The 14,939-nt window shown below is 71.0% G+C and carries 10 protein-coding genes; 7 read left to right on the forward strand and 3 right to left on the reverse strand.

The genetic code is table 11. From position 1 onward, the window contains the following. Positions 1-307: 307 nt before the first annotated feature. From ABZ208_RS15165 to ABZ208_RS15175, 3 genes are all read right to left on the reverse strand, one after another. Positions 308-1,966: a PucR family transcriptional regulator ligand-binding domain-containing protein gene (locus tag ABZ208_RS15165; RefSeq protein WP_356909936.1), complete on the reverse strand. Its 1,659-nt coding sequence runs from the start codon at positions 1,964-1,966 to the stop codon at positions 308-310. A 40-nt stretch (positions 1,967-2,006) separates the two neighbouring features. Beyond that, positions 2,007-3,389 (reverse strand): FAD-binding oxidoreductase, encoded by a 1,383-nt coding sequence (locus ABZ208_RS15170; protein WP_356909937.1) that lies wholly within the window; start codon positions 3,387-3,389, stop codon positions 2,007-2,009. A gap of 88 nt (positions 3,390-3,477) precedes the next feature. Further along, the gene (locus ABZ208_RS15175; protein ID WP_356910053.1) at positions 3,478-5,280 is read right to left on the reverse strand and encodes a glycoside hydrolase family 15 protein; all 1,803 of its coding nucleotides are present in this window, start codon (positions 5,278-5,280) and stop codon (positions 3,478-3,480) included. A gap of 428 nt (positions 5,281-5,708) precedes the next feature. Here ABZ208_RS15175 and ABZ208_RS15180 point away from each other — a divergent pair, with 428 nt between their 5' ends. The 7 genes from ABZ208_RS15180 to ABZ208_RS15210 all read left to right on the forward strand — a co-directional run bounded on the left by ABZ208_RS15180 (position 5,709) and on the right by ABZ208_RS15210 (position 14,934). After that, entirely contained in the window at positions 5,709-7,358 is a 1,650-nt protein-coding gene (locus ABZ208_RS15180) for a CTP synthase (RefSeq protein ID WP_356909938.1), read from the forward strand. Positions 7,359-7,441: 83 nt separating this feature from the next. Further along, entirely contained in the window at positions 7,442-8,068 is a 627-nt protein-coding gene (locus tag ABZ208_RS15185) for an NUDIX hydrolase (RefSeq protein WP_356909939.1), read from the forward strand. Between the two features lie 158 nt (positions 8,069-8,226). Then, on the forward strand, positions 8,227-10,284 hold the full coding sequence (locus tag ABZ208_RS15190; protein WP_356909940.1) for a tetratricopeptide repeat protein: 2,058 nt from the start codon (positions 8,227-8,229) through the stop codon (positions 10,282-10,284). A gap of 143 nt (positions 10,285-10,427) precedes the next feature. Further along, on the forward strand, positions 10,428-11,543 hold the full coding sequence (gene ald / locus ABZ208_RS15195) for an alanine dehydrogenase (protein ID WP_356910054.1): 1,116 nt from the start codon (positions 10,428-10,430) through the stop codon (positions 11,541-11,543). Positions 11,544-11,882: 339 nt separating this feature from the next. Then, the gene (locus tag ABZ208_RS15200; protein WP_356909941.1) at positions 11,883-13,049 is read left to right on the forward strand and encodes a ParA family protein; all 1,167 of its coding nucleotides are present in this window, start codon (positions 11,883-11,885) and stop codon (positions 13,047-13,049) included. Further along, complete coding sequence (locus ABZ208_RS15205) at positions 13,034-13,612, forward strand: hypothetical protein (RefSeq protein WP_356909942.1); 579 nt, start codon at positions 13,034-13,036, stop codon at positions 13,610-13,612. Before ABZ208_RS15200 ends, ABZ208_RS15205 begins: the two co-directional genes overlap by 16 nt. A 44-nt stretch (positions 13,613-13,656) precedes the next feature. Beyond that, complete coding sequence (locus ABZ208_RS15210) at positions 13,657-14,934, forward strand: segregation/condensation protein A (protein ID WP_356909943.1); 1,278 nt, start codon at positions 13,657-13,659, stop codon at positions 14,932-14,934. Positions 14,935-14,939 lie beyond the last annotated feature (5 nt).

The raw sequence follows: 14,939 nt of genomic DNA on the forward strand, positions 1-14,939 counted from the left end.
GTGGGGTCTTCCCAGGCCCCAAAGGGCCGAGGTGTGGGGTCTTCCCAGGCCCCAAAGGGCCGAGGTGTGGGGTCTTCCCAGGCCCCAAAGGGCCGTGGCGTGGGGTCTCCCCAGGCCCCAAAGGGCCGAGGGGACGCATCGCAAGGCGTTTGGGACACCGCCCGGCCGGAGGCCGGGGGAGATCGCCCTCGTACCGCACGTACGTGGGCGACTTCGACAACACGGCGAGGTGCCGTAGCTGTCGCCGCGGGCCCGACAGGATCGCCCGGACAGGGCCTGACGGCTTCGGCTCCCGTTCCCCGCGCCGCTACGGCGTATGCCGCCGAGCCCGCAGCGCCAGGCTCAGTGCCAGTACCGTCTGCGGATCGTCCAGGTCCGTGCCCAGCAGTTCCGAGATCCGCGCCAAGCGGTTGTACAGCGTCTGCCGGTTCAGATGCAGTTCCCGCGCCGTCTCGGCCTTGCGCCCCGCATGCGCCAGATACGTCTCCAGCGTCGGGAGCAGCGCGGGCCGTGACGTCCTGTCGTGCTCGCGCAGCGGGCCGATCGCGCGGTCCACGAACGCCGCCAGGTCCGGGTGTTCGCGCAGACGCCACAACAGCAGATCGATGTCCAGACGGCGGGCGTCGTACCAGGGGCGGTCGCCCAGCCCCTGCGCAGCCGTCGCCGTCTCCGCCGCGTGGCGCAGGCCCGCACTCGCCGCCGCCCAGCCGCCCGCGACCCCGACCACCACGACCGGTGGATGCGCGCCCGCCCTCCCCAGGCCCCCGGCCGGTGGAACCCCCGCCAGGCCGGCCCGCTCGACCCCGGCCCGCAGCGCTGCGGCGACCCGGTCGGCCACCGCCGTGCGCTCCGACTCCGAGCGCAGGCCCAGCAGCAGCGGCACCCGCCCTTCCACGGGACGTACCCCGAGCAGCACCGGCACACCGAGCGAGGACAGCTCCTCGGCGACGGCCCGCGCCAGGACCGCCCAGTTGCCCGTGGGCGACAGCTCGGGGGCCAGCCGCATCACCACCGGGAGCAGCGGCCCGGCCCCCGGCCGGAAGCCGAGAACACGTGCCTGGGCCGGTGCGTCGTCCGCCGCGATCCGGCCCTCGGCCAGGTCGGTCAGGAAGTCACCGCGCCCGCGGGCCGCCAGCTCCTCCTCCTGACGGGCCTGCATCAGCACGACGGCCAGGATGGCCGCGGCCCGCTCCGCAGCGATGCGGTGGACGGGCTGCAGCGGCGACGACACGGCCAGCAGCACGATCCGGGCGCGTACGGCCCCGGTGCCCTGGCCGCCGCCCGGCACATCGACCAGCACGGCGTTGGCCGGCGGACCGTCCTGCTGGGCCTCGCGCCCGCCGCGCAGCCCTTCCCACACCTGGAGCGGATCGGCGACGGCAGGCTCCGCGCCGGGCGTGTCCGCCGCGTACAGCAACTGCCCGCCCGGGGTCTCCAGAAAGACGGGGTCGCCGGTGAAGTCGGCGAGGATGGCCAGCACCTGCGGGACTCCGCCGCCGCCCAGCAGCGCCTGCGTGCACCGCCGGTGCACCTCTTCGGCCTGCTGCAGCAGCGCGTAGTGGCCGTTGACGATCTCGGTGTGGATCTCCTCAGTCACCGAGACGAACGGCACCTCGCGATGCAGCTGGATCAGTGGCAGCCCGGCGGATTTCGCCGCCTCGACGAGACTGGCGGGGAGCCGGGTGAAGCGCGGACCCAGCTCGACGACCAGCGCCGCGATCCCGCGCTCCGCGAGCCGTGCCACGAACGCGCGCTGCTCGGCAGGGCGGGTGCCGAGGCCGAGGCCGGTGGTGAGGAGCAGCTCACCGCCCTTGAGCAGCGACGCGATGTTCGGTACCTCACCGGCGTGCACCCAGCGGACGGTGCGGTTCAGCCGGTCGGCCCCCGCCAAGACCTCCGGGAGCCCGCTGCGGAGTCCGGGCAGCTCCAGCGCCCGCTGCACCGTGATTCCGCCCTGTGTTTCCATGGCCGGGACGCTACCTGGGCGAAGGTTCGAAGGACAACTGTCATCGCGGCTTGATGTTGTGGTTCAGCCTGAAGACATTGTCCGGGTCGTACTGCGCCTTGACCGCTTCGAGTCGCCGGTAGTTCTCGGCGCCGAAACCGGCCACGATCCGCTCGGGGCCTTCCAGCCCGATGAAGTTGAGGTACACGAGACCGATGGACCACGGTGTGACGTCCTCCCGCGCGTCACGGACCCACTTCCTGCCGCGCTCGTCGTCGGCCGGGCTGTCCCAGATCCCGAAGGGATGGGAGACCCAGGACGCGGTCCGCCACGGCACCGGATAGGCGGAGTCGCCCCGCTCCAGCGCCCCGCCCATCGGGAAGAGGATGTGCTGCGAGTTCGAGGGCACGATCATGCTCTCCGCACGCGCGCAGAAGACCTGCATGGCCTCCTCGGGCAGTCGGGCCAGATACTCCGCCGACCAGTAGTTCCGCAGCCCCGGCGGGTCGTCGATCATGCACTGCAGATCGGCGTACGGGAGCTCCGTGATGAGCTCCGCGTCGTGTCCGACAGCGAGCAGCGGCGCCACCGCCTCGCGCAGTTCGGGCAGGGTGCCGGTATATGTGACGAGCACACAGGCCACAGCCTTGCCCACCAGGTGCTCGGGCACGAACTCCTCGGGCGGGCCGGTGAGGTAGATGAACCCTCCGCCGACCTCGTCCGGTGCGGACTCCAGCACCTCGCGGTAGACGGGGAGCACCTCATCGCCCCGCTGGGCCGGGAAGAGAAGCAGGGCGACCGACATGGCGGGCAGTGGATGCAGCTTCAGCGTGATCGACGTGGCCACGCCGAAATTGCCGCCGCCGCCGTGCAGCGCCCAGAAGAGCTCCGGGTGCTCGTCGTCGTCGGCGTGGACTTCGGCTCCTTCGGCCGTCACCAGGTCGACAGCGGCGAGGTTGTCGCAGGCCAGGCCGAACTTCCGCTCCAGCCAGCCCGATCCGCCGCCCAGCGTGAAGCCACCCACTCCGGTGGTGGAGGCCCGGCCGCCGGTGGTCGCCAGGTCGAACGGCTGCGTGGCCCGGTCCAGATGGCTCATGGTGGCCCCGCCGCCGATGCGTGCCGTACGGGCCTCGGGGTCGACGACGACCGAGTGCATCCGGCGCAGATCGACGACCAGACCGCCGTCGGTGGTCGCGAGCCCCGCGACGCTGTGTCCGCCGCCGCGGACGGCCACGTCCAGGTCGTGCTCCCGGCCGAAGCGCACGGCCGCCGCCACATCGGCGGCCGACTCGCACTGGACGATCACCGCGGGCCGCCGGTCGATCATCCCGTTGAAGATCGCGCGAGCCCCGTCGTAGGCCGCGTCACCAGGGGTGATGGCGTCGCCGACCAGGCTTTCGCGGAGTCCGTTCAGGGCCGGTTCCGCGAGGGGATGGGGCGTCATGGTGCCCCCTTCCGGGGCGCGAGCAGGACCTTTTCATCGTAGGGTCGTGCGGTCCTGCCCCGCACCCGCGCACCTGGCGCCCGCGCCCCTATCCGCCGTAGGCGCCGGACGCGGTCAGCCGCAGCGCCGTGTCGATCAGCGGAACGTGGCTGAAGGCCTGCGGGAAGTTCCCCACCTGCCGCTGCAGCCGCGGATCCCACTCCTCCGCCAGCAGCCCGAGGTCGTTGCGCAGCGCCAGCAGCCGCTCGAACAGCCGCCGTGCCTCGTCGACCCGGCCGATCATCGCCAGGTCGTCGGCCATCCAGAACGAACACGCCAGGAACGCGCCCTCGTCCCCGGGCAGCCCGTCCACACCCTCGTCGGCGCCTTCGGTGGGGTAGCGCAGGATGAAGCCGTCCTCGGTGGACAGCTCCCGCTGGATGGCCTCGATGGTGCCGATGACCCGCTTGTCGTCCGGCGGCAGAAAGCCCATCTGCGGGATCAGCAGCAGGGAGGCGTCCAGCTCCTTCGAGCCGTACGACTGCGTGAAGGTGTTGCGCTCCTTGTCGTAGCCCTTCTCGCACACGTCGTAGTGGATCTCGTCGCGCAGCTCGCGCCACCGCTCCAGCGGCCCGTCCGCGTCGCCGGACTCGATCAGCTTGATGGTGCGGTCGACCGCGACCCAGGCCATCACCTTCGAGTGCACGAAGTGCCGGCGTGGCCCGCGGACCTCCCAGATGCCCTCGTCAGGCTGGTTCCAGTGGTCCTCCAGGTAGCGGATCAGCTTCAGCTGGAGCAGTGACGCGTAGTCGTTGCGCGACAGACCCGTCATATGGGCCAGGTGCAGTGCCTCGGTGACCTCGCCGTAGACGTCGAGCTGCAGCTGGTTGGCGGCTCCGTTGCCGACCCGGACGGGGGCGGAGTTCTCGTAGCCCGGGAGCCAGTCCAACTCGGCCTCGCCCAGCTCCCTTTCGCCGGCGATCCCGTACATGATCTGCAGGTTCTCCGGGTCGCCCGCCACCGCGCGCAGCAGCCACTCGCGCCAGGCGCGGGCTTCCTCGCGGTAGCCGGTGCGCAGCAGCGACGACAGGGTGATCGCGGCGTCGCGCAGCCAGGTGTAGCGGTAGTCCCAGTTCCGTACGCCGCCGATCTCCTCCGGCAACGAGGTCGTCGGCGCGGCCACGATCCCGCCGGTCGGCGCGTACGTGAGCGCCTTCAGCGTGATCAGGGAGCGGACCACGGCCTCGCGATAGGGCCCGTGGTAGGTGCAGTGCTCCACCCACTCCCGCCAGAAGTCCCCGGTGGCCTCCAGCGCGCCCTCCGGGTCCGGCAGCGCCGGCGGCCCCTTGTGCGAGGGCTGCCAGCTGATCGTGAACGTGAACCGTTCACCCGGGGTGACGGTGAAGTCGGAGTACGTCGTGAGGTCCTCGCCGTACGTCTCCGCGTCCGTGTCCAGCCAGACCGAGTCGGGGCCGGCGACGGCGACCGTGCGCGCGCCGACCTTGTGCACCCAGGGCACGACACGGCCGTAGCTGAAGCGCATGCGCAGCGCCGAGCGCATCGGAACGCGCCCGCTCACGCCCTCGACGACGCGGATGAGCTGGGGCGCTCCGTCACGCGGGGGCATGAAATCGGTCACCCGGACCGTGCCGCGCGGCGTGTCCCACTCGGATTCCAGGATCAGGGAGTCGCCCCGGTAGCGGCGGCGGTCCGCGGCCTGCGGCTCGGCGTTCTCGCCGTACGCCGGGCCGAGCCGCCAGAATCCGTGTTCTTCGGTGCCGAGCAGCCCGGCAAAGACGGCATGCGAGTCGAAGCGCGGCAGGCACAGCCAGTCCACCGTGCCGTCCCGGCAGACCAGTGCTGCGGTCTGCATGTCTCCGATGAGTGCGTAATCCTCGATGCGCCCGGCCACGTGCATCTCCAGTCGAACGGCCACGTCCGCCCCGCGGGGCGCTTACTGCGGTCAAGGGTCGTTGACGAGCTCGCGGCGTTGACGGGCGGGGATGGTGCCGTTTGCCGGCCTGGCTCGGCAGCGATGTCCGAGCAGGATACGACGCACCCTAGTGATCTGCGCGGCCGTCCCGGCAACGAGGCTACGCCGAACGGGTGAGCGGCGGGTGAGCTGCGGTGAGCGGCCGGTCCCGCCCCGGCACGCGTGGCCGGAAGCGGTCATCCGCTGGCGCTGATACCCTGGTACCCCGTGGACCGGTGGCCGTCCTGCGTAAATCAGGGGCCCCGAAACCGCAGCTTCGGCACCCCAGGATCATCCCGGGCAGATGCCTCAAGCACTTCACACTTCGCGACCACGGGAGCCCCCTCTTGGCGATGCCGCCCAATTCCATGACGACCAAGCACATCTTCGTCACCGGGGGTGTCGCCTCCTCCCTCGGCAAGGGCCTGACGGCTTCCAGCCTGGGCGCGCTGCTCAAGGCCCGAGGCCTGCGGGTCACCATGCAGAAGCTCGACCCCTACCTGAACGTCGACCCGGGCACGATGAACCCGTTCCAGCACGGTGAGGTGTTCGTCACCAACGACGGCGCCGAGACCGACCTGGACATCGGCCACTACGAGCGCTTCCTCGACGTGGACCTGGACGGCTCCGCGAACGTGACCACCGGGCAGGTCTACTCCCAGGTCATCGCCAAGGAGCGGCGCGGCGAGTACCTCGGCGACACGGTGCAGGTCATCCCGCACATCACCAACGAGATCAAGTCCCGTATCCGCCGGATGGCCACCGACGACGTCGATGTCGTGATCACGGAGGTCGGCGGCACCGTCGGCGACATCGAGTCGCTGCCGTTCCTGGAGACGGTGCGCCAGGTCCGCCACGAGGTCGGCCGGGACAACGTCTTCGTGGTGCACATCTCACTGCTGCCCTACATCGGCCCCTCCGGCGAGCTGAAGACCAAGCCCACCCAGCACTCCGTGGCCGCGCTGCGCAACATCGGTATCCAGCCGGACGCGATCGTGCTGCGCGCCGACCGGGACGTGCCGACCGCGATCAAGCGGAAGATCTCGCTGATGTGCGACGTGGACGAGGCCGCCGTCGTCGCCGCGATCGACGCCAAGTCGATCTACGACATCCCCAAGGTCCTGCACACCGAGGGCCTGGACGCGTATGTGGTGCGCAAGCTCGACCTGCCGTTCCGAGACGTCGACTGGACCCTCTGGGACGACCTGCTGGACCGCGTCCACAACCCCGCCCACGAGGTCACCGTCGCCCTGGTCGGCAAGTACATCGACCTGCCCGACGCCTATCTCTCGGTCACCGAGGCCATGCGCGCCGGCGGCTTCGCCAACAAGGCCCGCGTCAAGGTCAAGTGGGTCACCTCCGACGACTGCAAGACCGAGGCGGGCGCCCAGAAGCAGCTCGGCGACGTCGATGCGATCGTCATCCCCGGCGGGTTCGGCGAGCGCGGGGTCGACGGCAAGGTCGGCGCGATCCGTTACGCCCGCGAGAACAAGGTCCCGCTGCTCGGTCTGTGCCTGGGGCTGCAGTGCATCGTGATCGAGGCCGCCCGCAACCTCGCCGAGATCACCGACGCCAACTCCACGGAGTTCGACGCGGCCACCGCCCACCCGGTGATCTCCACGATGGAGGAGCAGCTGGCCTATGTGGAGGGCGCCGGTGACCTGGGCGGCACCATGCGGCTCGGTCTCTACCCGGCCAAGCTGGCCGAGGGCTCCATCGTGCGCGAGGTCTACGACGACCAGCCGTACGTCGAGGAGCGCCACCGCCACCGCTACGAGGTCAACAACGCGTACCGCGCCGAACTGGAGAAGAAGGCGGGCATCCTCTTCTCCGGCACGTCCCCGGACAACAAGCTCGTCGAGTACGTCGAGTACCCCCGTGACGTGCACCCCTACCTGGTCGCCACGCAGGCCCACCCCGAGCTGCGCTCCCGCCCGACCCGCCCTCACCCCCTCTTCGCCGGTCTGGTGAAGGCGGCCGTGCAGCGTCAGGAAGCCGCTGGTACGACGGGCGCGTAATCCTTTGGCGATACGGTTGACCGGGGTACGGGCCGACGCGGCCGTACCCCGGTTTTCTGTTGTGTGGTGGGAGGACGCTTTTCATGACCATCAAGGACACGCCCGAAGAGTGGCAGGTCACCGCGACCGACACCCCGTTCCGGGGTAACAAGACAAGCGTCCGCACCGACCATGTGGTCATGCCCGACGGCACCGTCGTCAAGCGCGACTACCAGGTGCACCCGGGGTCGGTGGCGGTGCTCGCCCTCGACACCCAGGGACGGGTCCTGGTGCTGCGCCAGTACCGGCACCCCGTGCGGCACAAGCTGTGGGAGATCCCGGCCGGCCTGCTCGACGTGCCCGGGGAGAACCCGCTGCACGCCGCACAGCGCGAGCTGTACGAGGAGGCGCACGTCAAGGCCGAGGACTGGCGGGTGCTCACCGACATCTACACCACACCAGGCGGCTGCGACGAGGCGGTGCGGATCTTCCTGGCCCGCGATCTGTCGGAGGCGGAGGGCGAGCGGTTCGAGGTCTCCGAGGAGGAGGCCGACATGGAGCTGGCCAGGGTTCCCCTGGACGAGCTCGTACGGGGTGCGCTGGCCGGTGAACTCCACAACACCTGCCTGGTCGTCGGCGTTCTCTCGGCCGCGGCCGCGCTGAGAGGCACCGGTTTCGACGCGCTGCGGGCGGCCGAAGCCCCTTGGCCCGCCCGTCCGTTCGAGGCCTGAGCCCTTCCGAGGGGCGATGTGACGATCTGCTGATCCGAACGGGCGATCTGTCCGTCGTGCTCCGCACGGTTCGTCGCAGAGCGTGAACTACGCTCGGAACGCCCGTGTGGAGCCCCGGCGGGCTCGGCTCGTGCGCGGACGGACTGGAGCGTGGCCCCGTGACGGATCAGGCGGTGGACTCGGGTTGCCCCGACAGCGCGGAGGCTGCCGGGCCGTCCGCCGCCGGGACCGCGCCCGAACCCCGGTTCTTCGGACGGCAACGGGAGTTGAAAGCGCTCCGCGCCGACATCGAGCGTGCCGGGCTCGACACGCTTGCCGGCCGCAAGGCCCCCCGCGCCCGCGTGCTGCTGATCGCCGGCAACCCTGGTTCCGGCAGAACCTCGCTCGCCGAGGAATTCACGCGCCGGCTCGCCGAGGACTACCCCGACGGGGTGTGGCGCCTGCGGCTGACCGAACCGGCCGGCCGGCCCGTCCCCCTGGACGAAGCCGCCCGGGAGCTGCTGGACTCCCTCGGCATCGCGGCCCCGCCGGGCGCGGCCGAGGACGAACTGACCGAGCTGGTGCGCGACGCGCTCGCCGCGCGCCGCGCGGTGCTCCTTCTCGACGACGCGGTCGACGCCGAGCAGGTCGACGCCCTGCTGCCCGACAACCCCGACTGCCTGGTGGTCGCGGTCTCCCGGGGCCCGCTCACCGGTATCCCCGACGTACGGCCCTGCGCGCTCGGCGGTATGGACGCCAAGGCGGCGATCGAACTGCTCGCCACCTTCACCGGCTCCGTGCGCATCACCGTGGACCCGCAGGCCGCGGAGACGATCGCCGAGGAGTGCGGCGGACAGCCGGCGGCGCTGGTGCTGGTCGGCGGCTGGCTCGCGGCCAGGCCCAAGGCCTCGGTCGCCGACGCCGTCAAGCGGCTGCGGGTGCTGCCCGACGATCACGAGCAGCCCAAGGGCACACGCCCGCTGGCCCGCGCCTTCCGGCTGGCGTACGAGTCCCTGCCGCAGTCGGCCGCGCGGACACTGCGACTGCTGGCGCTCGCTCCGGCCGGTCTGGCCGATGCGCACACCGCGTCCGCGCTGGCAGGCTGCTCGGTCTCGGCCGCCCGGGCGACGCTGGACAACTTCGCCGCGCTGGGCCTCGTACGGCAGCGGACCGACGAGTGCTTCGAGGTGCCCGGCGCCCTGCTGCCGATGCTGCGTACGCTGCTCGAGGGCACCGACCGGCCCGCCGAGGTGCAGCTGGCGCGGGCGCGGATGCTGGAGCGGACCGTACGGCTGCTGCAGTCCTGCCGGGCGATCACCGAACCCGAAGGGTCGGCGGCCCGCAAGAAGCTGGCGGCGCTGCCCCGTGCACTGCGCTTTCCCACCCCGCAGGCCGCCGACGCGTGGCTGCGCGACCGTCTCGGCACGCTGCTGGCCTCGGCACGGCTCGCGGTCGAGGACGGGGAGCTGGACACTCTGGCGCGCCGGCTGGTCTCCGCCCTGGTCAGAGCGCTGGTCGCGCACCGGGGCACCGAAGCGGCCGCCCCCGAGCTCTACGGTCTGCACGAGCTGGTCCTCGATGTGGCCGAGCGCCGCTGCCTGCACCGCGAGCAGGCCGCCGCGCTGCTGAATCTCGCCGATCTCGACGCGCAGACCGGCCGGGTCGAGGACTCACTGGCCCGCTACCGGGCCGCACTGGACGCAGGGCGGGCCGCGAACGATCCGTATGCGACCGGCCGCGCGATGGAATCCGTAGGCGGCGCGTACCAGGAGCTGGGGGACTGGCAGCGGGCCGGTGACTGGTACGGGAGAGCGCTCGCCCAGCGGCAGACACGCGGGGAGCGGGCCGACGAGGCCCGCCTGTACGGGCGGTTGGGCACCGTGCACACCTATGCGGGTCACTACGGAGAGGCGCTGCGCAACTGGCGCGCGGCGGTGGCCGGCTACCGCAGGCTCGGCGATCTCCCGTCCCAGGCGCGAGCGTTGAGCGAGGCGGCGCGCGTACAGGAGTACGCGGGGCGGCCCGAGGAGTCGCTGCACACCTGCCGGGAAGCGGTGGAGCTGGCGCGCCGGGCCGGCGACGTCCGGCTGCAGGCCGCGCTGCAGCTCAGACTGGCGGACACACTCGACCGGCTCGGCGACCCGGCGGCGGCCCGTCTGCACCGCTCCACTGCGGAAAGGCTGCTCGGAGAGGAAGGTTCCGCCTACGAAATCCGTAGTGCCTCGCTCGAAGATTAGTGCTTTGCAAGGCTAGACAGCGAGAAATCCTTCATTAGACTGGCTCCATCGCATGTTGCTGCGGTGTCTCCCGGTGCGCCCTGAGTATCCGGGTATGTATGGCATTGACCGTTGAAATCCCAGAGCCAAGGACCGTGATCGACGTGAAGGTCGGCATCCCCCGCGAGGTCAAGAACAACGAGTTCCGGGTGGCCATCACCCCCGCCGGAGTGCACGAGCTCGTGCGCAACGGCCACCAGGTGTTCGTCGAGCAGAACGCCGGCGTCGGCTCCTCGATCACGGACGACGAGTACATCGCCGCCGGTGCGCAGATCCTGCCCACCGCCGACGAGGTCTGGGCTGTCGCCGACCTGCTGCTGAAGGTCAAGGAGCCCATCGCCGAGGAGTACCACCGCCTCCGCAAGGACCAGACGCTCTTCACCTACCTGCACCTCGCCGCCTCTCGCGAGTGCACGGACGCCCTGCTGGAATCCGGCACGACCGCCATCGCCTACGAGACGGTCGAGACCGCGAACCGCGCGCTGCCGCTGCTCGCCCCGATGTCCGAGGTCGCGGGCCGGCTGGCCCCGCAGGTCGGCGCGTACCACCTGATGCGCTCGGCGGGCGGCCGCGGTGTGCTGCCGGGCGGCGTCCCGGGCACGGCGGCCGGCGAGGCCGTCGTCATCGGCGGCGGCGTCTCCGGCTGGAACGCCACGCAGATCGCGGTCGGCATGGGTTTCCACGTCACTCTGCTCGACCGTGACATCAACAAGCTGCGCGAGGCCGACAAGGTCTTCGGCAGCAAGGTGAAGACGATCGTCTCCAACGCCTTCGAACTGGAGAAGGCCGTCGTCGAGGCGGACCTCGTCATCGGCGCCGTTCTCATCCCGGGCGCCAAGGCCCCGAAGCTGGTCACCAACGAGCTTGTCGCCAAGATGAAGCCCGGAAGTGTACTTGTCGACATCGCAATCGATCAGGGCGGCTGCTTCGAGGACTCGCGTCCGACCACCCACGCCGAGCCGACCTTCCGGGTGCACAACTCGGTCTTCTACTGCGTCGCCAACATGCCCGGCGCGGTGCCCCACACCTCCACCTACGCGCTCACCAACGCGACCCTCCCGTACATCGTGGAGCTCGCCAACCGCGGCTGGGCCGAGGCCCTGCGCCGCGACCAGGCGCTCGCCCTGGGCCTCAACACCCATGACGGCCAAGTCGTTTACGGCCCGGTCGCCGAGGCCCACGGCCTCGAAAGCGTCGAGCTGAGCACGCTGCTCGGCTGAGCGGTCAACGCCCGGCGTCAACATCACGCACCCGGCCGGACCTTGCCGAGCAAGGTCCGGCCGGACGCATGTCCGACCGCTTTGCCGCGCTTGCTCAACTCGCCTCGAACGAAGCCCTTTAACCGTTTCGCGTACCCATGAAACATGCGCACGGGAGCACGCCCGGACCCCAGTGCACCCTTGACAGGGATGTGTTCGATTGCCGACACATCGGGCCGGGTCCGGCGGATTGTGTTGCTGCGGACCGGTGACACGCCATAGAGTCGCCAACCGTCGGCATGGTGCCACGCTGACCTATCGATAAGTTTCCTGGTCACGTCCAAGGAGGTAAGACGACTTGTGAATGAGTCGACATTTACTCCCGGGGGAACGCCTGCGACGGGCCAGAGTGCGTCGTCCGGGCTCGAGGCTGTCGGCTCCGTCGCTGTCCGCACCGTCGCGACGCACCAGCACACGACGCACATGACGACACCCCACACGATGAAGATGATGGACGGCCAACACGTGAACGCCATGGCCGGCAACGAGAGTGGCCGAGAGTCCACCCACTTCGCCGCCTACGAGGAAGTCCCCGAGGGGCACTTCTACGACCCCGATGCCGAATACGAGCCCGATCCCGAGTACGCGGCCACCCTCGCCCCCGACGCTGCCCGCCAGCGCCGCGAGCGGATCGGCCCCACCGGGCGCCCCCTGCCGTACTTCCCGATCCCGGGCCCGCTGACCGACCACGGCCCGGCGAAGATCATCGCGATGTGCAACCAGAAGGGCGGCGTCGGCAAGACGACGTCGACCATCAACCTGGGCGCAGCGCTCGCGGAGTACGGACGGCGTGTGCTGCTCGTCGACTTCGACCCGCAGGGCGCCCTTTCGGTCGGCCTCGGCGTCAACCCGATGGAGCTCGACCTCACCGTCTACAACCTGCTCATGGAGCGGGGCATGTCGGCGGACGACGTGCTGCTGAAGACCGCCGTGCCCAACATGGACCTGCTGCCGAGCAACATCGATCTCTCGGCCGCGGAAGTCCAGTTGGTGAGCGAGGTCGCGCGTGAGTCCACGCTGCAGCGTGCTCTGAAGCCGCTGATGTCGGACTACGACTACATCGTGATCGACTGTCAGCCCTCGCTCGGTCTGCTGACCGTGAACGCCCTGACGGCGGCTCACAAGGTCATCGTGCCGCTGGAATGCGAGTTCTTCGCGCTGCGCGGTGTGGCGCTGCTGACCGAGACGATCGAGAAGGTCCAGGAGCGGCTCAACCCCGACCTGGAGCTCGACGGCATCCTGGCCACGATGTACGACTCGCGCACGGTGCACAGCCGTGAGGTGCTCGCGCGGGTGGTCGAGGCCTTCGACGACCACGTCTACCACACGGTCATCGGGCGCACCGTGCGCTTCCCGGAGACCACGGTCGCCGGTGAGCCCATCACCACCTACGCGTCCAACTCCGTCGGCGCCGCCGCGTACCGCCAGCTGGCCAGGGAGGTGCTCGCCCGGTGTCACGCCGAGTGAGTCTGCCCGGGGCCGACGAGCTGTTCCGTACGACCGGGGGCATGGCGCTGCAGTCGTCCACGCCTCGCCGTCAGGCGAACGGCGAGCCGCGGGTGCCCGCACCGGCCGGGGAGAACGACTCCGCCGCACAGTCCTCGGCCACAGGCGGCTCGCAGGAGCACTCGGCCGCCGAGGCGGAGGTTGCGGGGGAGGAACGCAGCCGGGCCGCGGAGCCTTCGGGACAAACCGCGTCCGCCGGTTCGGGAGCGCCTGCTGCGGCCGGGCCGCCCAAGGCGCGCCGGGCACCCGCGGCCGAGGCCGAGGCCGCCGCCCAGCCTCGGCGGCGCGGTCGCGGCGCGAACCGCCGGCCCAGTGGACGTGAACGGCACGACGAGAAGATCACGGTCTATGTCTCGGCCGAGGAGCTGATGGACCTCGAGCACGCGCGGCTGGTGCTGCGCGGCGAGCACGGGCTGGCCGTCGACCGCGGGCGGATCGTCCGCGAGGCGGTCGCGGTGGTGCTGGCGGACCTGGAGCAGCGGGGCGACGCGAGCATCCTCGTGCGGCGCCTGCGCGGGCGCTGACGGGGTAGCCTGCGCGCGACGTTCCTTCCGCTCCCTGGACCACCATGCCCCCGACCGACGACGCACCAGCCCGCTCCCGCCGCCTCTTGGGCCGCGGCCCGGGCACGGGCCCTGTCCGCGATGCGCCGCCGGACGCGGAGCCTTCCCCTACCCCGTCGCTTCCTGAATCCGGGGCTCGGCCCCCGGAGCCCCGGACGCCCACGACCGAGGCCAGGACCGACGCCACGGCCGACCGGGCGGACGGCGACCCGGCGGACGGCGAGGCCGCCGCACCGGGCCGCTCGCAGCGCGAGAGCGGCGTTTCTGCCCTGTCCTGCCCCGGCAGCGCCCAGGGCGCGGCCGACCGGACGAGCGACGGGCAGCTTCCCGCCCGTGACGAAGCCCCCGACACCGGCGCCGATGCGGTCGTCACGCCGTCGGAAGACGGCGGAGTCGGCACCGGAACCGCTGGCGGCGGCGCGACCGGCGCCGGCGTGCGCATCGGTGCGCAGACAGCAGGCCCCCCGGACGGTGACGCACCCGCCGACGACGGGCGCTTCACAGTGCGGCTGGCGAACTTCGAAGGCCCCTTCGATCTGCTGCTGCAGCTGATCTCCAAGCACAAGCTCGACGTGACCGAGGTGGCGCTCTCCAAGGTCACCGACGAGTTCATGGCCCACATCCGGGCCATGGGGCCCGACTGGGACCTCGATCAGACCACGGAGTTCCTTGTCGTCGCCGCGACGCTGCTCGACCTCAAGGCCGCCCGCCTGCTGCCCTCCGCCGAGGTGGAGGACGAGGCGGATCTGGCGCTGCTCGAAGCGCGGGACCTCCTCTTCGCGCGGCTGTTGCAGTACCGCGCCTACAAGCAGATCGCCGAGATCTTCAGCGCCCGGCTGGATGCCGAGGCCCGCCGTTACCCCCGTACCGTGGGGCTCGAGCCCCATCACGCCGACCTGCTGCCCGATGTCGTCATCAGCATCGGCGCCGAGGGGTTCGCCAGACTCGCGGTCAAGGCCATGCAGCCCAAGCCCAGGCCGCAGGTGTACGTCGACCACATCCACGCCCCCCTCGTCAGCGTCCGGGAGCAGGCCGGCGTGGTCGTCGGGCTGCTGCGGGAGCGTGGGCGGGCCACGTTCGCGGAGCTGACCGAGGGCGTCGACGACACCCTCACCGTCGTCGCCCGCTTCCTCGCCCTGCTCGAGCTCTACCGCGAGAAGGCCGTCGCACTGGACCAGGAGCACGCGCTGGGGGAGCTCGTCGTCATCTGGTCCGGCAGCGGGTCGGTGACCGTCACGGACGAATTCGACCGAGTCCCCGACAACACGGAGGAGAAGCAGTGAGCGAG

Origin of the sequence: Streptomyces sp. NPDC006208 (assembly GCF_040613775.1) — a bacterium.
Classification (GTDB): domain Bacteria; phylum Actinomycetota; class Actinomycetes; order Streptomycetales; family Streptomycetaceae; genus Streptomyces.